19 protein-coding genes are annotated in these 17,735 nt (G+C 64.2%); 3 read left to right on the plus strand and 16 right to left on the minus strand.

The features are described 5' to 3' along the window. Positions 1–442: 442 nt before the first annotated feature. From ABJ196_RS09555 to rlmN, 3 genes are read right to left on the minus strand one after another with little or no spacing between them, the layout of a single operon-like run. Positions 443–2,020 carry a hypothetical protein gene (locus tag ABJ196_RS09555; RefSeq protein ID WP_347306566.1) on the minus strand — a complete coding sequence of 526 codons (1,578 nt, stop codon included), beginning with the start codon at positions 2,018–2,020 and terminating at the stop codon, positions 443–445. After that, positions 2,017–2,820: an ABC transporter ATP-binding protein gene (locus ABJ196_RS09560; protein ID WP_347306568.1), complete on the minus strand. Its 804-nt coding sequence runs from the start codon at positions 2,818–2,820 to the stop codon at positions 2,017–2,019. Before ABJ196_RS09560 ends, ABJ196_RS09555 begins: the two co-directional genes overlap by 4 nt. 30 nt (positions 2,821–2,850) lie before the next feature. Continuing rightward, the gene (rlmN, locus tag ABJ196_RS09565; RefSeq protein ID WP_347306570.1) at positions 2,851–3,957 is read right to left on the minus strand and encodes a 23S rRNA (adenine(2503)-C(2))-methyltransferase RlmN; all 1,107 of its coding nucleotides are present in this window, start codon (positions 3,955–3,957) and stop codon (positions 2,851–2,853) included. Between the two features lie 93 nt (positions 3,958–4,050). Between rlmN and ABJ196_RS09570 the strand changes: the two genes are divergently transcribed. Next, a complete protein-coding gene (locus ABJ196_RS09570) occupies positions 4,051–4,461 on the plus strand; it encodes a lipopolysaccharide assembly protein LapA domain-containing protein (protein ID WP_347306572.1) in 411 nt (136 codons plus the stop codon). A gap of 60 nt (positions 4,462–4,521) precedes the next feature. On the opposite strand, the gene ABJ196_RS09575 is transcribed toward ABJ196_RS09570, so the two are convergent. The 5 genes from ABJ196_RS09575 to rpsB all read right to left on the minus strand — a co-directional run bounded on the left by ABJ196_RS09575 (position 4,522) and on the right by rpsB (position 8,935). Next, positions 4,522–5,415 carry a phosphatidate cytidylyltransferase gene (locus ABJ196_RS09575; protein ID WP_347306574.1) on the minus strand — a complete coding sequence of 298 codons (894 nt, stop codon included), beginning with the start codon at positions 5,413–5,415 and terminating at the stop codon, positions 4,522–4,524. Positions 5,416–5,508: 93 nt separating this feature from the next. Further along, a complete protein-coding gene (gene frr / locus ABJ196_RS09580; RefSeq protein WP_347306576.1) occupies positions 5,509–6,066 on the minus strand; it encodes a ribosome recycling factor in 558 nt (185 codons plus the stop codon). Positions 6,067–6,157: 91 nt separating this feature from the next. After that, positions 6,158–6,847 (minus strand): UMP kinase, encoded by a 690-nt coding sequence (gene pyrH / locus ABJ196_RS09585; RefSeq protein ID WP_347306693.1) that lies wholly within the window; start codon positions 6,845–6,847, stop codon positions 6,158–6,160. Positions 6,848–7,084: 237 nt separating this feature from the next. Next, positions 7,085–7,897, minus strand: coding sequence for a translation elongation factor Ts (gene tsf / locus ABJ196_RS09590; protein ID WP_347306578.1), 813 nt, complete (start codon positions 7,895–7,897; stop codon positions 7,085–7,087). Between the two features lie 231 nt (positions 7,898–8,128). Further along, positions 8,129–8,935, minus strand: coding sequence for a 30S ribosomal protein S2 (gene rpsB / locus ABJ196_RS09595; RefSeq protein WP_347306580.1), 807 nt, complete (start codon positions 8,933–8,935; stop codon positions 8,129–8,131). Between the two features lie 295 nt (positions 8,936–9,230). Between rpsB and ABJ196_RS09600 the strand changes: the two genes are divergently transcribed. Further along, positions 9,231–9,758, plus strand: a complete 528-nt coding sequence (locus ABJ196_RS09600) for a peptidoglycan DD-metalloendopeptidase family protein (RefSeq protein ID WP_347306582.1) — start codon at positions 9,231–9,233, stop codon at positions 9,756–9,758. 10 nt (positions 9,759–9,768) lie between these two features. On the opposite strand, the gene ABJ196_RS09605 is transcribed toward ABJ196_RS09600, so the two are convergent. The 8 genes from ABJ196_RS09605 to lepB (ABJ196_RS09640) form a co-directional block, all read right to left on the minus strand. Next, positions 9,769–10,662, minus strand: coding sequence for a tyrosine recombinase XerC (locus ABJ196_RS09605; protein ID WP_347306584.1), 894 nt, complete (start codon positions 10,660–10,662; stop codon positions 9,769–9,771). Positions 10,663–10,683: 21 nt separating this feature from the next. Beyond that, a complete protein-coding gene (gene dprA / locus ABJ196_RS09610) occupies positions 10,684–11,865 on the minus strand; it encodes a DNA-processing protein DprA (protein ID WP_347306586.1) in 1,182 nt (393 codons plus the stop codon). Then, on the minus strand, positions 11,862–13,427 hold the full coding sequence (locus ABJ196_RS09615; RefSeq protein WP_347306588.1) for a YifB family Mg chelatase-like AAA ATPase: 1,566 nt from the start codon (positions 13,425–13,427) through the stop codon (positions 11,862–11,864). Before ABJ196_RS09615 ends, dprA begins: the two co-directional genes overlap by 4 nt. Continuing rightward, the gene (locus ABJ196_RS09620) at positions 13,414–13,788 is read right to left on the minus strand and encodes a YraN family protein (protein WP_347306590.1); all 375 of its coding nucleotides are present in this window, start codon (positions 13,786–13,788) and stop codon (positions 13,414–13,416) included. Before ABJ196_RS09620 ends, ABJ196_RS09615 begins: the two co-directional genes overlap by 14 nt. A gap of 207 nt (positions 13,789–13,995) precedes the next feature. Next, complete coding sequence (locus ABJ196_RS09625; RefSeq protein WP_257034886.1) at positions 13,996–14,301, minus strand: DUF2469 domain-containing protein; 306 nt, start codon at positions 14,299–14,301, stop codon at positions 13,996–13,998. 38 nt (positions 14,302–14,339) lie between these two features. Further along, complete coding sequence (locus ABJ196_RS09630) at positions 14,340–15,014, minus strand: ribonuclease HII (protein ID WP_347306592.1); 675 nt, start codon at positions 15,012–15,014, stop codon at positions 14,340–14,342. After that, positions 15,001–15,657, minus strand: coding sequence for a signal peptidase I (gene lepB / locus ABJ196_RS09635; protein ID WP_347306594.1), 657 nt, complete (start codon positions 15,655–15,657; stop codon positions 15,001–15,003). Before lepB (ABJ196_RS09635) ends, ABJ196_RS09630 begins: the two co-directional genes overlap by 14 nt. 82 nt (positions 15,658–15,739) lie before the next feature. Next, complete coding sequence (gene lepB, locus ABJ196_RS09640) at positions 15,740–16,492, minus strand: signal peptidase I (RefSeq protein WP_347306695.1); 753 nt, start codon at positions 16,490–16,492, stop codon at positions 15,740–15,742. Between the two features lie 286 nt (positions 16,493–16,778). Between lepB (ABJ196_RS09640) and ABJ196_RS09645 the strand changes: the two genes are divergently transcribed. Beyond that, the gene (locus ABJ196_RS09645; protein WP_347306596.1) at positions 16,779–17,714 is read left to right on the plus strand and encodes a DUF559 domain-containing protein; all 936 of its coding nucleotides are present in this window, start codon (positions 16,779–16,781) and stop codon (positions 17,712–17,714) included. Positions 17,715–17,735 lie beyond the last annotated feature (21 nt).

Here is a 17,735-nt window from a genome sequence, read left to right on the forward strand (position 1 = left end):
AATCACCCCCGCTGCAGTCCCCGCAGCGCATGCTTTCCGATCACCGGAATCATACTTTCCATCTAAGCTGCCAGACACTCTCGAAGCGCAGAAGGAATGGGAGGAGCTTCGACAGGCCGTTGCAGCGAGCAAGGAACACGACGAGAGCTCCCCCGAAGATCTCACAAAAGAGCTAGGCCTTCTTTAAGTACAGCGCACATCGATCAATTCCTTGTCGTCGCGTTCCTCCGTGGTTGCTTATACGTCGTCGGTACGCAAAGAACTACACACACTGGCACAACACGATCAACAACGCATCATCTCGGCCATCAAATCTCTAGTAACTCAACCTCGACCGTGGGGAGTCAAGACACTGCGCGTCGTGGTTGTCCGCCTTGGCCAGCGTGAGAGATGTCTATACCGGAGTCTAACCATCAGCCGAAGGTTATTCGCCGTTGCTCTATCACGACACGTACGTGCGCACCTTCGCATAGATCTCCGGCATCTGAGCGTCGACGCGGCGGGAGGCCAGCCACAGCGCAAGGACGTAGACGGCGGCGGGGACAGCGAGCCCGACGGCGGCGCCAGCAAACTTGAGACCGGAGTCGGCGCCGAGGATCACCATGATGATGCCAGGGGCGACGGGGAGCCAGCCGAAGAAGAAGCACACGATTGTAGCGATGAAGGCGCCGGCGGAGTATCCGGACTTATCCGTCCATGGGTTGGTGCCGGGCGGCGAGACGGGATACGGGTTGAACGCGGAGAGCAGCGCGGCGAAGCTGCCGGAAGAGAGCACCATGCCCACGGCAAGGGCTGCGATGCAGGCGGCGAAGGCGCGGTCCGGTGCCAGGAGGAGAAGGACGACTACGCCTAGCGCCATGACCACGACGGTGGCTGTAAGGTGCGCCCAGTGCCGCGCGCGGAAGAGGAACGAGGCGCGCACGGGGGCGAGCATCTTTACCCACAGGGAGGGTCCGTCGTAACCACAGTCGTTGATGGCCACGATGCCGCCGAGAAGGCCCAGGCACCCCACGAAGAAGTACCCGAGGAACTCCTCGCCGCGCCAGAGCTGGTAAAAGGCGAAGGCGAGGAAGACGGGCAGCATGACGAGCGTCATGGTAAGCCGCGAGTCGCGGAAGAAGTAGCGCAGGGAACGAGAGTACTCCATCCATGCGGGGCTGCGGTAGGCCAGACCGCCGAGCGAGAGGGCCGTGACGCCCTCGGCGCGTGGGGCGGTGCTCGGGGCGTTGCCGTGAACGGGGCTCTCGAAGGTATGGCGCGCGGTGAGGTCCCAACCCCAGGCGACGAGGGCGAGGGTCACCAGGCCGATGAGCAGCTGCGCCAGCGCGGGGGCGAGGGCGCCGTCGGCCAGCGAGGCCACCCATCCGGTGAGCGCGGACAGCGGCGTCCAGGCGAGGACCCCACCCACGGTGCCCAGCGGCGCGACGTTGTTCAGGATGCCCTGCAGGTTCGTGAAGAGGAAGAGGAGCGCCACGCCGCCCAGGCCCATGACGAGGTTCGTCTTGTCCTTGCTTAGCGCGGCCGAGCCGAGGGCGCCCACGAGGTCCGCGGCAAAGACCGTGAGCGCGAGCGAGAACGCCATGGAGACCACGAATGCGGCCGCGAGCAGGGGACGGCCGTGCATGGTGAGAAAGACCGCGCCGCCCACGGCGAAGACGACGGTGAAGAGGGTCGCGATGATGGAACGGGTGGTGAGAAACAGGGACCACGCGAGCGCGGGGCGTACCTCGCGGTAACTCAGCGGGAAAGTCCCCAGGACGGCAGGGGTGAGCTGCTTCTCCCCCGCCGGCATCATGACGGACAGCAGAATATACATGGCGACGCCAAGACCGTTGATGACGGTGAGGACGTGGAAGCTGTGGGTAGCATCGGCAAAATCCATGTAGCCCGCCAGGCTGAGCGAGACCAGCCCGAGCAGTCCGTAGAACCCGATGAGGAAAGCCAGGATGAATTGCTGCGGGTTGGAGTGCAGCGCGCGGGTCCACAATGTGCGGTGAAGTGTGATGAGGGTGCGGGTCATCGCGAGCCCTCCTCCAACCAGTCGAGCGAGGCCTCATCGAAGTCGCCGCCACCCACGAGGTCCACGAAGACGTCGGTGAGGCTGCGCCCGTCGCGCACCTCATCCACGTGACCGGACGCGACGACGCGACCTTGGTCGATGATCGCCACGTGATCGCACAGTCCCTCCACGAGGCTCATGACGTGGGAAGACAACACGACGGTGCCACCGCGCGCAGTAAAGGAACGCAGCATCTGTTGGATAAGTCGTCCGGAGACAGGGTCAACAGCCTCGAGCGGCTCGTCCAGGACGAGCACCTCCGGCGCATGGAGCAGCGCGCCGGCGAGCAAGATCTTCTTCGTCATACCGGCGGAGTAATCGGCGATGGGCTTGGAGGCGGCATCGGAAAGCCCCAGGGCCTGGAGGAGCTGCGCGGCGCGACGGGTGGACTCCTCCTCCGGGAGGCGGCGCAGGGCGCCCAAGTAGTAAAGATATTCCGCGCCGCTAAGCCGGTCGAAGACGGGAGCGCCGTCCATGAGTAAGCCGACGGCGGCCTTGGCAGGCAGTGGCTCCTCCCAGACGGAGTGCCCCGCGATAAAGGACGCGCCGTGGTCCGGGCGCAACAGTCCACACGCCATGGTGAGCATGGTGGTCTTGCCTGCGCCGTTGGGACCCACCACGCCGTAAATGGCGCCGCGTGGGACGTCGAGGCTCAAGCCGTGGACCGCGGGGCGGCCGTCAAAGGCCTTGGCGAGGTCGCGCACCGCGAAGGCGCATTCGCGCGGGTCGGGCACTAACGCAGAAAGGTGTGGAGACGTCATGTCTCCACACCTTAGCTGAAATGTTCTGCTCTATGCGGACTCGCGCTCGTCGGCGGCGAGCTGGCCGCAAGCCGCGGCGATCTCGTCGCCCTTGGTGTCGCGCACCGTGCACGGCACGCCCTGCGCGATGACTCGGCGGACGAACTCGTCCTGGCGGGCCTTCGGTGCTGCGTCCCATTCGGAACCCGGGGTCGGGTTAAGCGGAATGACGTTGACGTGGACCTTGGAGCCCAGCGCCTGGTGCAGCTTGCGGCCGAGCATGTCCGCGCGGAAGCCCTGGTCGTTCTTGTCGCGGATGAGCGCGTACTCAATGGAGACGCGGCGGCCCGACTTATCGGCGTAGTAACGCGCGGCGTCGAGGACCTCGGAGACCGGCCAGCGGTTGTTTACCGGTACGAGACTATCGCGCAGCTCATCATCCGGCGTGTGGAGCGAGACAGCCAGGGTGCACGACAGACCCTCGTCCGCGAACTTGCGGATGGCCGGCGCCAGGCCCACCGTGGACACGGTGACGTTGCGCTGGGAGAGGCCAAAGCCTTCGCCGTCCTGGCCGGTGATCTGGCGTACCGCGTGCATCACACGCTTGTAGTTGGCCAGCGGCTCGCCCATGCCCATGAACACGACGTTGGACAGGCGACCGCCCTCGGCCTCCATCTGCGCGGAAGCGTTGCGGAATTGCTCCACGATCTCCGCGGTGGACAGGTTGCGGTCGAGGCCGCCCTGGCCGGTGGCACAGAACGGGCAGGCCATGCCGCAGCCCGCCTGGGACGAAATGCACAGGGTGGCGCGACCCGGGTAGCGCATCAACACGGACTCGAGCAGCGTGCCATCGTGGAGGCGCCACAGGGACTTCGTGGTCGAGCCATCGTCCGTCGAGGTCTGGCGGATGGGCGTCATCAGGTCCGGAAAGAGAGCTTCCTTCACGGCCGCACGCTTCTCGGCCGGGATATCCGTCATCTTCTCAACGTCGTTGGTGAGGTGCTGGTAGTAATGCTTCGCCAGCTGCTTGGCACGGAACTTGGGCAGTCCCAGCTCGGCGAGCTTCTCAACGCGCTCGTCGACAGTAAAGTCCGCAAAGTGCTGCGGCGGCATGCCGCGCCGCGGGGCGGAGAAATTCAGTTTCAAAGGTTCAGCCATGGTGCACGCCATTGTCCCACTCTCGGCGCTCAAGGGCTAATTAAGAGGAAGCTAAAGTGATGAAGCCAACGCGGCGCCGGTATCTTGGTATCCATGACTGCCCATGACCCCCACAACGTACAGCCCGACTCCTCCGCCGAGCTTTCCGATACCCCCTCCTCTACGCCTACTCCCGTCCCCGCCACGCAGGACTCGCTGAGCGCGGAGGACCGCGTCGCCTTCGCCGAATTTCAAAAGGAGCAATCCAAGGTGAAGGGGTCCTTTGCTGCCAGCACGTGGGCCGCGCTCATCGTGGGCTTCCTGCTGCTGATTCTGCTCATCATCTTTATCTTGCAGAACCAGCAGCCAGCCGAGCTCAACTTCTTCAATTGGTCCGGCCAGCTGCCCGCAGGCGTGGCGTTCCTCATCTTCGCGATCGCCGGCGCGCTCATCATGGCGCTCGTGGGCGGCTGGCGCATGTTCGAACTGCGTCGCCAGGTGCGCAAGCAGGCCCAGCGCCACTAACGCTTCACCGTATAAAGAAAAGCCGCGTCCTCATGGACGCGGCTTTTTCGTGCGTGGTGGCTACGGCAACGGCACGAAGCCGGTGGCGAGGGCGTTCATCGCCACCCAGGTCACCATGGCCGACGGCAGCATGCCGTCGAGGCGGTCCATGAGTCCGCCGTGTCCGGGCAGGATATGCGACATGTCCTTGATGCCCAGCTCGCGCTTAAACTGGGATTCCACGAGGTCACCCAGCGTCGCGCAAAAGACGAGCAGCACGCCCATGATGGCGCCCACCCATGCGTCGTGATGGAGCAAGAGCTTCACCGACAGCGCACCGGTGAACGCGCCAAAGACGATGGAGCCCACGAAGCCCTCCCAGGACTTCTTCGGCGAGACAGCCGGGGCCATGGGGTGCGAGCCGAACATAACACCAGCGACGTAACCACCGGTATCGGACGCGACGACGCAGAGCATAAATACGATAATCGACGCGGCACCCGAGGCCAAGGGCGTATCGATGTACGACAACATCGCCGCGAATGAGCCGAAGAGCGGAATCCACGTGAGCACGAACAACCCGACGGACATATCGCGCAGGTAGTTAATGGGCGGACGGTGCCGACCGTTGTGGAAGAGTCGGCCAAACATGAGCGCCAGGACGCTCAACACGTAGACCGCCACGAGGCCTGACGCCCCTGCCATCCACGAGGCCCAGATCATGGCCTGGCACAAGACGATCAGCAACGTGCGCGGCACTTGGTAGGAATGCTCACGCAGTCGCGTGGTGACCTCCCACATGGAAACGCCCAGCGCGGCCGCCACCACGATGTACCAGGCGAGCGGACCCGCCCACACAGCGAAGACGACGAGTGCGCCCAACCCCACGCCCACGCCGATGGCAGCCGGTAGGTTGCGGCCGGCGCCATTCTTCGGCCTAGGCAGGTGGCGATTCTGGGAGGCGGTATTAGGCACGACCAGACGTCCTTTCGCGGGGTAGGGCATGAAACGAGCCGCCGAAGCGTAAATGCGTCCGACGGCTTGTTGTGTACATGTGGTGCGGAGGGTCTAGACCTCCATCAACTCGTCTTCCTTAGCGGCGACGAGCTTGTCCACCTGGTCGATGTAGGAGGCGGTGGTCTTCTCCATCTCCTTTTCTGCGGCGACGACCTCGTCCTCGCCCGCGTCGCCATCCTTCTGCAGCTTCTTCAGCTGCTCCATGGCCTTGCGGCGCAGGTTACGGATGGCCACCTTGCCGTCCTCGCCCTTGGACTTGGCGAGCTTGACCATGTCACGGCGACGCTCCTCGGTAAGCTGCGGAATGGTCACACGCAGAACCTGACCGTCGTTGGTCGGGTTGACGCCCAGGTCCGAGTTACGGATAGCGTTCTCGATCTCGTTCATCATGGACTGCTCGTAGGGCTTGATGAGCAGCATGCGTGGCTCCGGAACCGAGATGGTCGCCATCTGGGTAATGGGGGTCATCACGCCGTAGTACTCGGCCACGAGACCGTTGAACATGGCCGGGTTGGCACGGCCCGTGCGGATGGTCACCAACTGCTCGCGGGTGTGCTCCACCGAGGCGGTCATGTGCTCTTCGGCGTCGAGCTGAATCTCATCAATCATGAGGAAGAATGTTCCTTCTGTGTGTCGTAGGTGCTGGGTAGAAAATCTAGCAGGTTTTTCGCCACCTGCGGGACATATTCCCCGGCGGGGCTTACTTCGACTGAACGAGGGTACCGATAGGCTCGCCCTTGACGGCGCGCTCGATATTGCCCTCAGTGAGCAGGTTGAAGACCAAAATGGGCATGTTGTTGTCCATGCACAGGCTAAACGCCGTGGCGTCTGCAACCTTAAGGCCTTTTTCGATGACCTCGCGCGGCGTGATTTCCGTGTAGAGCTCTGCCTCCGGGTTGGTGCGCGGGTCGTCCGAGTAGACCCCGTCCACGGCCTTGGCGAGGAAGAGGACCTCGGCGCCGATCTCCAGGGCACGCTGTGCCGCGGTCGTATCCGTGGAGAAGTACGGCATACCCATGCCGGCGCCGAAGATAACCACGCGGCCCTTCTCCAGGTGGCGGTCAGCGCGCAGCGGCAGGTACGGCTCCGCGATCTGCGCCATGTTGATGGCGGTCTGCACGCGGCAATCCACGCCCTGCTGCTGCAGGAAGTCCTGGAGGGCCAGGCAGTTCATGACGGTGCCGAGCATGCCCATGTAGTCCGAGCGCGCACGGTCCATGCCGCGCTGGGAAAGCTCCGCGCCACGGAAGAAGTTGCCGCCACCGATGACCACGGCAACCTCGGTCCCCTGCTTGGCAATGTCCGCAATCTGACGGGCGACATTTTCGACGACGTCCGGGTCGATGCCGACCTTGCCGCCGCCAAACATTTCACCACCCAGCTTGAGCATCACTCGCTTGTACGCAGTTCGCTTGGAATCCGGGGTAGTCACCTGGAGACGTCCTTCCACTTAAAGGGGCACAATTTTCTCCGACCATCTTACCTGTTAGGACGCCCCGCTACCTAACACCGCCCCTCGCCGGCGGCACGCAAAAGCCCACGTCCCCGCGGAAGCGGAGCGTGGGCTGATTCTCGAGCGAAAGTTCGCCCTCACGCAGCAGAAATAACCCTGCCGCGGGAGTGGGACTTAGGCGCCGATCTCGAAGCGCTTGAAGGCGGTGATGGTGGTGCCAGCCTCGTCAAGAACCTGCTTGACGGTCTTCTTGTGGTCCTCCAGAGCGGCCTGCTCGAGCAGGACAACGTTCTTGAAGAAGCCGCCCAGGCGGCCTTCCACGATCTTCGGGATAGCCTTTTCCGGCTTGCCCTCTTCGCGGGTGGTGGCCTCAGCGATTGCGCGCTCCTTCTCGACGACCTCAGCCGGAACCTCTTCGCGGGTGAGGTACTCAGCCTTCATCGCGGCGATCTGCAGAGCAGCCTGGTGTGCGGCCTCAGCGTTGCCCTCGTAGGCAACGAGAACGCCCACTGCCGGCGGCAGGTCTGCGGAACGCTGGTGAAGGTAGACGGCGACGTTGTCGCCCTCGATGGTGGCAGCGCGGGAAGCCTGCAGCTTCTCACCGGTCTTCGCGGACTCTTCGGTCACAATGTCGGCGACGGTCTTGCCGTCGAGCTCGAGAGCATTGAGCTCCTCAGCCGAGTTGACCTTGGCCTCGCCTGCGGCCTCAGCGATCTTGGCAGCGAAGGACTTGAAAGCGTCGTTCTTTGCCACGAAGTCGGTCTCGCAGTTGATCTCGACCATGGTGTTGCCGGAGACGGCGATAAGGCCCTCAGAAGCCTCGCGGTCCGCACGCTTGGAGACAGACTTTGCGCCCTTGATGCGCAGGATCTCAACAGCCTTGTCGTAGTCGCCGTTGGACTCTTCCAGGGCCTTCTTGCAATCGAGCATGCCAGAGCCGGTAGCTTCGCGCAGGGCCTTGACGTCTGCAGCAGTGTAGTTCGCCATAGTTGGGGCGATCCTCCTTGTTGATCAAACAATGTTCGTTGAAACAGCGTAGTCGACGCACGCGTCGCGCGTCGCTCTAGGGGCTAGAAAATTGCCCCCGCGCCGTCGAAATACCGTGCCACGGCTCCACACGCGCGTCATGCACGTGAGACACGTCGTGTCACGACAAACCCCCGTGGCCGCAGTCGGCACAACGGGGGTTTAAAAGTCAGCCACAGAAATTAATCTGTATTACTCAGCGGACTCGGCAGAAGCCGGGTCGGATGCAGCAGCGGCCTCAACGGCGTCGCGCTGCTCCTTTTCTGCGGAGTCACCAGCAGCTTCCTTGGCAGCGGCAAGCTGGCGCTCTTCGCGAGCCTTCTTGCCCTCTTCCACAGCGGTGGAGATGATGCCGGTGAGCAGCTTGGTGGCGCGGATGGCGTCGTCGTTGCCCGGGATCGGGAAGTCGACCTCGTCCGGATCGCAGTTGGTGTCGAGGATGGCAACAACCGGGATGTTGAGCTTGTGAGCTTCCTTGACCGCGATGTGCTCCTTGTTGGTGTCAACAATCCACAGTGCGGACGGAGCCTTGGACATCTCAGAGATGCCGCCCAGGACGCGCTCCAGCTTGGTGCGCTCGCGGGTGAGCATGAGAACTTCCTTTTTGGTGCGGCCCTTGTAGCCGTCCTCAGCAGCATCCATAGCCTGAAGCTCCTTCATGCGCTTCAGACGCTTGGACACGGTCTGGAAGTTGGTGAGCATGCCGCCCAGCCAGCGGTGGTTGACGTACGGCATACCCACGCGGGCAGCTTCCTCAGCCACGGCTTCCTGAGCCTGCTTCTTCGTACCCACGAACAGGATGGTGCCGCCGTGTGCGACGGTCTCCTTGACGAACTCGAAAGCCTCGTCAATGTACGTCAGCGTCTGCTGCAGGTCGATGATGTAGATGCCGTTACGGTCGGTGAAGATGAAACGACGCATCTTCGGATTCCAGCGACGGGTCTGGTGACCGAAGTGGACACCGGCGTCGAGGAGCTCGCGCATGGTTACAACTGCCATGATTCGCTCGCTTTCTATTTTCTTTAGGTTTTCCAATACGGGTTGTGCGGGCTTTTATCCCACACCCTGGCTGCAAGTCCTAGCCGTCAACACCCAAGTCATCAACAGATTCGGGACCACGTCGACTGCGTCATTGTCCTTGCCGCGCGTAGTCAATGAGTCCAAAGGACGCACTGCTGCTGGACAGCTTATATGCTTTGCCACGCTTTGCCAAAACGGCGCGCACGTGGACTGCCTGCACAATCTTACCGACACAACCTAGCGCCCTGCCTCAAAATCCGGCATGGTGGAGACCATGAAACTCTCTCGCCTCATTTTTAGTTCTCTCCTTATCACTGCAACCACTTTCGCCACAGGCGCCACGCTCCCGGCCGCCGCCGCACCATCGCTCACCGCCAGGCAGCCCACCGCCACGCAGCCCTCCGCCCGCGGCTATTCGCCACCCGTTCCACTCCGCGTTATCCGCGCCTTCGATAAACCAGACCACAATTGGCTGCCTGGACACCGCGGCGTCGATCTTGCGGCCGACGTCGGCCAGCCCATTGCCGCGGCGGGCAACGGGACCGTCGCCTTCGCGGGCGTTGTCGCCGGCACCCCGTCGGTTTCCGTCGAGCACCCGGACGGACTGCGCACCACCTACTCCCCCGTCTACGCCCAGGTCCAGGTCGGGCAGACAGTCGCCGCCGGAGACATACTCGGCACGCTCGCGCCTACCTTCGACGGCTATCCCGGCCTGCACTGGGGCGCACTCGACGGCCCGGATTCTTATCTCAATCCGCTCGAGCTTCTCGATGCCCCCACGATCCGCCTCAAGCCCGTCTAGATCTGCGTCCTTAAGCCCGCGGGTGCGCCTGCTCGTAAATTTTCTTCAGGCGTGCCGCAGAGACGTGAGTGTAGACCTGCGTCGTCTGGAGCGAGGCGTGTCCCAGCACTTCCTGGACCACGCGGAGGTCGGCGCCGCCCTCGAGCAGGTGCGTCGCCGCCGAGTGCCGCAGCCCGTGTGGTGTTAGTCCTGTCGTCCCGGTGACCTGGCTGGCACGCTCCACAACGCGGCGCACCTGGCGCTGGTCGATTCTCTTGCCGCGCGTACCGAGAAAAAGTGCGTTCTCGTCCTCCGCGGGCTGAAACTCACCGCGCACGTCGAGCCACGCGGCAATGGCGTCTGCGGCGGCATGTCCGAAGGGCACGACGCGTTGCTTATTGCCTTTACCGGTCACGCGCGCGGTGTGGCGTGACAGGTCGACATCGCCCGCATCGAGCCCGGTGAGCTCCGCGACGCGCATGCCCGTAGCGTAGAGCAGCTCGAGCATCGCGCTGTCGCGCAGGAAGTGCTTCTCGTCCGGAGACACAGCATTGCTCATAAGCTCCCCTGCCTCGTCCTGGGCGAGAACCTTGGGCAGGTGGCGGCCCACCTTGGGCGCGACGAGCCGCGCGGCAACATCCGCGGCGAGGTAGCCCTCGCGCGCCGCCCACGTGGAGAAAGCACGCGCGGCCGCGGTGCGCCGAGCGAGCGTAGCGCGGGACTTCCCCGCTGCCACGGCGTCGCCCAGCCACGCACGCAGGGCGTCGAGCGTGAAATGCGCGAAGTCCGGCACGCGCGCGGCCAGGTCGCGCAGATCCGAGCGGTAGCCGTGGATGGTGGCCTCGGATCGGCCGAGCACCAAGCGTTGGTGCTCGGCAAAATCCTCGATGGCCTGCTCAAGCTGACCGCCCGGAGTGTTACTCATGGGGCCAGAGTATACCCGTGGTTAGTCCACGTCGAGGCGCTGCCACTGCCCGCCGCGACGCACGACCAGACCCTGCTTTTCCAAGGTGACGAGCAGATGGATGGTAAGCGGCAGCCGCAGCCCTGCCTCGCGTGCAATGTCCTGGGCGCTCGCCGTCTCGCCGACCGGCGTCGAGCCGAAAACCTGCAGCTCGTTGCGGGACAGCCGCTGTGTCTTCGAGGGCGCGTAGACGAGTTCCAACTGCGCTTCCTCGTCGACGGCACCGACCTGCTCGAGGAGTTCGCGCACACCGTCGGGGCTCATGACGAGCTGCGCGCGATGTTCCTGGATGCGCTTGTGACATCCCACCGAGCCTGGCCCCGTAATCGGTCCGGGCACCACCATCGCGACACGGCCGAGCGCTTCCGTCCAGTTGAGCGTATTAAGCGCCCCCGAACGGAAGGCCGCCTCGATGCACACCGCGCCCGACGTGAGTGCCGCGACCAGGCGATTGCGGGTTAAGAAGCGGTGGCGCTGCGGCTTCGAACCCGGTGCAAATTCAGTGAGGATGGTCCCGCCGCGGTCCACGATCCGCTCGTAAAGCTTTGCGTTGCGCGCGGGATACGGCTCGTCAATGCCGCACGCGGCGACCACCGCGGTGATACCGCCATGTTCGAGCGCCTGCTCATGTGCGACGGTGTCGACGCCCATCGCGCCACCCGAGACAATCGTCCACTGGTGTGGCACGAGTCCGGAGACCATGAGGCGCGTCGCGTCAAAGCCGTAACGGGTAATCGCGCGCGTGCCCACGACGGCGACGGCCTGGCTGACGACCTCGCCCACCGGAGCACCGCGGACCCACAGGGAATGGGGCGCGACGGCAGCCTTGTCGAAGTCCGCGGGGGCATCGGCAAGCCCTGCCGCGTAGAAGCCAAACGCGGAGTTCAACTGCGCGGCCGGCCACTCGGAACTTTCCGGCGTGATGAGCCGTGCGCCCACTTTCTCCGCGGCCGCGATGTCCTCGTCCTGGCGCAGCCAGTCCCGGCGCGCCGAAGTCTCGTCACGCAGCGCACCGAGCCAGTCGGCCTGGTGATAGATGCCGTGCGCAATGTGCTCTGGGGTGTAATCCTGCAGCAGCGCGGCCAGCGTGCGCGACGGACCTTCCACCACGCGGTTGAGGTAGACCCACGCCTGCAGCGGCGTATCCAACTTGAGCTCGGTCATGCCGCCACCTCCTCGCGCACGGCGTCGCCGCGCAGATCAAGGGCAGACGACACGTGTTCGATGCTCGGGTGATCCTGCCCCGCCAGATCCGCGAGCGTCCACGAGAGCTTGAGCGTGCGGTCCACGCCGCGCTGGCTTAGCTCCCCCGTCGCGAGGTACGCGCGCAGAAGCTCCATCGCGTCGTCCTCCGCGGGAAAGCGCCGACGCAGGAGGGCCGAGGGCATGCCAGCGTTGGTATGGACATGGAGACCGGCCGCCTGCCAGCGCGCACGAGAACGCTCGCGCGCGACGGCGACGCGGTCCGCGATAGCCGCCGAGGTTTCCTCCCCGTCCGCGTGGAGCTGCGCCGAACGTCCCGAGAGCCGCAGGACCATGTCGAGGCGGTCGCGCAACGGACCGGAAAGGTTGGACAGGTAGGCCTGCCGCTGTCCCGGCGTGCACGTGCACCGTGCCGGGTCCTCGGCGGCGCAACGGCATGGGTTCGCGGCAAGCACGAGTTGGAAGCGCGCCGGGTAGACGACCTCCCGGCGCGAGCGCACGAGCCTCACCTCGCCTTCCTCGAGCGGGGCACGCAAGCCATCGAGGGCACCGGCGGCGACCTCGGAGGCCTCGTCGAGGAAGAGCACGCCATGGTGTGCGAGCGAGACCGCGCCCGGCCGCGGGCGCCCCGAGCCGCCGCCGAGCAAGGAGGCGCGGGTAATGGAGGAATGCGGCGCGACGAAGGGCGCGGCCTCCACGACGCGTCCCGGCGAACCCGCGATGGAGTGAATGGCGGTGGCCTCCAGCGACTGCTCCGTGGTGAGCGGCGGCAGGATGGAGGGCAAGCGAGCGGCGATCATGGACTTGCCCGCGCCGGGCGGGCCGAGCATGAGCAGATGGTGCCCACCGGCGGCAGCGACCTCGGCCGCGTGCTTGGCCGCATGCTGTCCCGCAATATCGCTCATGCAGGGCGCCGGCCCAGCCTCGGGGCGCGTGGGCTGCGCGAGCGCCCCCGCGCGAGGCAGGAGGCGACGGCCACATGCCCAGCCGAAGGCATCGGCAAGCGTGCGCGCAACATAGACGGGCATGTCGGGCACGAGTGCGGCCTCCGCCGCGTTGCCGGGCGGTATGACGAGCGACTCGAGACCGCGGTTTTGCGCGGCGAGCAGCGCAGGAATAACGCCGGGCACGGGACGCACCGTGCCGTCGAGGCCCAGCTCCCCGAGGAAGAGCGTTGTCTCCAGACGGCGCACGATATCGCCGGCGAGCCCGAAGCCGCCCAGCTGTTCTTCCTGTTCCGTAAGCCCCGCGGTGAGAATGGCCAGTGCAATGGGCAGATCGAAGTGCGCGCCGGACTTGGGCAGGCTCGCGGGCGCCATGGAAACGATGATCTTCGTCTTAGGCCACGGCAGCTTGCTATTCGACACGGCGGTGCGAATCCGCGAGCGCGCCTCGCTGATTCCGGTATCGGCCATACCCACGATCTGAATGCCGGGCAGGCCCACCCCGATGTTCGCCTCGACGTGGACCGGATGCGCGAGCACGCCGTCGAGGGCCGTCGTCGCGGCCTTACCCAGCGCCATGTTCGACTCCTACGTAATAGTCCACGTCAAAGTCGTCGCCGCGGGCGGTGAGCGCCAGGACGTCAAAGCGCACCTCGGCGAGCGGCCGGACCCCGGCGAGCCACTGCTGCGCGGCCTTGCGCATGCGCTTGAGCTTGCGCGGCGTGACGGCCTCCGCCACGCCGAAGGCCGGCGTGGAACGCGTCTTCACCTCCACGAAGACGATGGTGCCGTCCTTCTCACGGACAATGAGGTCTAATTCGCCGCACGCGTAAGCGACGTTGCATCCCAGCACCGTCGCGCCCCGAGCGCAATAAAAGCGGGCAGCCCAGCTTTCCCCGCGCCGGGCCAGGTGCGTACGAGCCTGAGTTTTCGTTTGCATGTGTCTGTCTCCTAGTTAGTTACGGACCGCAGTACTACGGCCTCGTACCTAGCCAAGCGGCAGATGCCCCACAACGACAAGGGGCCGCCTCGCGGGCGGCCCCGATTCTGTGGATAACGTAGTTCACGATATGAGTTATCCACAGAGAGATTGTTCAACACATTGACACGTCTCATGCCGGTGTGAACGGCACCGGCACGAACGCGCCTAATCCGGCATAATGAAGTCCGGTTTATCGAGCTCCTCGATATTGACGTCCTTGTACGTAATGACGCGGACGTAACGGACGAAACGCGCGGAGCGGTACATGTCCCACACCCAGGCATCAGACATGCGGACCTCGTAGTAGACGTCCGGTCCGGAGGTGTGCGGGATGAGCTCGACGGCGTTGGCAAGGTAGAAGCGGCGCTCGGTCTCCACGACATAGGAAAATTGGCTCACCACGTCGCGGTATTCGCGGTAGAGGGACAGCTCGACTTCGGCCTCGTAGTTGTCCAGTTCCTCAGCGCTCATCGTTGCTCCTTGAGAAAATTGCCTCGTTCTTACAGGCTTTAAACTCTAGCGCCCCGTTGCTCCCGCGCCGCGTTGCCACGCGCGAGAAATTCCGCCTGCGCCCGGGCCACGTTCGCATAGCTCATGCGGTGCTCCGGCGTGGCGCCCAGCTTTCCGATGGCCCCCTCGTGCGCCTTGGTCCCGTATCCCTTATGCCCCGCAAGCCCATAGCCTGGGTAACGCTCGTCGAGGTCCACCATAATGTGGTCACGGCTCACCTTGGCCAGCACGCTCGCCGCGGCGATACATCGCGCAGCGGCGTCACCGCCTACCATCGGGAGCTGGGGCACGGGCAGACCGGGGACCTTGAGGGCATCGGTAAGCACATAACGCGGGCGCACATCGAGGCGCGCGACGGCGCGGCGCATGCCGGAGACGTTGGCATGCTGAATGCCCCAGTAGTCGATATCTGAGGCCTCGATGTGGACGACCGACCACGCAAGCGCCTTCGCCTTGATGATAGGAAAGAGCTTCTCGCGTGCGGCGGGCGTGAGCTTCTTCGAGTCCGTGAGCGTCGCCAGCTCCGGGATAATCCGCTGGGGCAGCACACACGCGGCGATGGTGAGAGGACCGCAGCACGCGCCACGGCCGGCTTCGTCTACTCCTGCGACGGGCCCCAAGCCGGCTTTGGCGAGCGCGACCTCGTAGGTACGCTGCTGCTTAAGCGTGCGCATGCTCAACGGTGCCAATGCGGCTCAACGGCATGACGATGGCGCGAACCTTGCCGCGCACGTTGTCCACCGGAATGGTGCCTTGCTCCGCGTCGCCCAAGTGCGCGCGGGAATCTGCGGAGTTCGTGCGATTATCCCCCATGACCCAGATGTGGTCCTCGGGTACTGTGACCGGTCCGAAGTAATCGCCGCCGCAGGCCAGCGAGCCCGTCTCCGGCGAAATGGGATTCTGCGGGGGCTGAAGCACGTACGGCTCCGTGCGCGCCTGGCCATCAACCATGATGCCGGGGTCCCCCGCCTGGCACGAGACCGTCTGGCCTTCGGTCGCGATGACGCGCTTGACGAGGATATTCGCGTCGCCCTGAATAAGGCCCGCCGCGGCGAAGAGGTTCTGCAGGCCACGAATAAACACGTTATGCGAGCGCTTAAGCTCATACGTCGTGTTCCACGAGGGCTCACCTTCGAAGACGACGACATCCCCGGGCTTGGGATCTGCGAAGTAGTAGCTCACTTTTTCCACCGCGATGCGGTCCCCGTTGCAGCCCTGGCACCCGTGGAGTGTCGGCTCCATGGACCCCGACGGGATAACGTAGATGCGTCCGATGAGCGCCGAGCCCACCGCCAACAGTACGAAGGCGGCGAGCATGGTTTTCAGCAGCCATGAGGCGTCATCCCGCACGGATTGCCCCAGCGTAATGCGCTGAGGTTCGCGTGGCAGGCGGTGGGTATCAGCCCTGGATGTCGATGGCATCAACGCCGCCAATGCGCGTGAACGGGAAGAAGATGAAGGCGACCTTGCCGCGAATATTCTCCTCCGGGATCGTGCCCTGGTATTCGTCTTGCATGTGGTAACGCGAATCAAGCGAGTTCGTGCGGTTATCGCCCATCACCCAATAGTTGCCCTCCGGCACGGTGATCGGACCGAAGTACGGGCCACCGCACTCCTCCGAGCCGTTCGACTCATCGACGGGGTACGTGGGCGGGTTCTGGATATAGGACTGATCGATAGGCTTGCCGTCGACCATAACGGCCGGGTCGCCCGCCTGGCACGAGACCGTCTGGCCACCCGTCGCAATGACGCGCTTGACCAGCGTGTTCTCATCCGGTGGCGTCAGCGAGACGTAGGACAGTGCGTCCTGAATCTTGTGGATGGTCGGGTTATCCGAGCGCGGCGAGGTATACGCGCCATTCCACGAGTCCGTGCCCTTGAAGACCACAACATCGCCCGGCTCCGGATGCTTATCCCCGTAGTAGCTGACCTTCTCGACGAAGATGCGGTCGCCCGTGCATCCCTGGCAGCCATGCAGCGTCGGTTCCATGGACGCGGACGGAATGACATACTGGCGGCCGATAGTGTTTTGCACCAAACCCACCACCGCGAGCACCGCGACGACGATGAGCAGAGTCTCTACCAGCCACGGCAGCTGCTTCTTCTGCTTCTTTTCGTTCTTCGAACAGGTCTCATCCGGCACACCCTGCACGTGCGCGTCGCCGGATGCGGGTACAGCATTATTAGTCACGGGCTACAGCCTACAACACGACTCGCCGCGTACTGCAGATTCCTCGGACGCCCGAGTCTGTCCGTCGGCTACGCACAAGGTGTAAGCCAGAAGGTGTATTTCCCCCTCCCGACGGCTAAATAAACCTTCTGGCTCACACCCTTTGGATTCTTGGCCTCTGTGCTGCTACCCCCGGCACCCCCACAGGCTGCACACTCTATTTGGCAATCCCTTGAATTCGCCCTACCACGTCATTACTTATCGAGCCATGAACTCTCTATCTCAGAACCACGTCTCACCCGTCCTCGACCTCCTTATCAACCTTGACCACGCGCCACGCGCCCATCCCGACATCGCCGACGACCTCGCCGCGCGGCGTCTCATCCGCTTAGGCAGCAAGCACGCCGTCCGGGTGAGCGACTGGGAGCCACTCCCCCGACATCTCCAGTGGACGCTGCGCTGCGTCGCCATCGGCCGCGAGCTCTACAAGGGAGTGCTCATCGCCCGCTCCGCCGGCTTACTCCACGGGCTGTGGACGCTTTCGGTCGCCTACGACCATGTCCATATAGCAGTACCCGGCGGCCACAGTCGTTCCAAACGAGCCTGGCCGAAGTTCTCGAAGTACCACAAGAGCCCTATCCTTCCCGACGAAATCGACATCCTTCACGGGGTCCGTGTCACCACGCGCGCACGGACCTGCGTCGACATCGCACGCTTCGAAGGATTCCGCGCAGGACTCGCCGCCATGGACAGCTTCCTTCGCACCGGTGGTCGCAAAGCTGAGCTGCGCGCCGCCATCGAACGCGCCCGCCGATGCAAAGGCATCGCCCACGCCCGCCGCGCGTACGCGGAGGTCGACCCCAAGTCTGAGTCTGCCTATGAATCGTATTTCCGCGCCATGTACCTCGATGGGGCGTTTCCCAGTGCCAAGCGGCTCACGGTCCAGGGTAGGGTCGAGCCGTATCGCGTCGATTTCATCGTGAATTCTTTCCTCATCGTCGAAATTGACGGGGACATCAAGTATCAGCAGAATGCACAGGCGGCGCTCGTCCAGGAACGCAAGCGTGAACGCGATCTGACGAACAAGGGCTACCGTGTCATCCGCTTCGATCCCATGCAGTTGCTACGCAAGCCGGATGAGTGCATCCGCATTCTCGAGCAGGCGCTGAACGAACAGGCGTCCGGTCCCCGCTCGGTGGCCTAGTCTCTGCTGCTGTAGCAAAGG

It is taken from the genome of Corynebacterium sp. SA-MJD20WY100 (assembly GCF_039822565.1).
Taxonomy (GTDB): Bacteria; Actinomycetota; Actinomycetes; order Mycobacteriales; family Mycobacteriaceae; genus Corynebacterium; species Corynebacterium phoceense_A.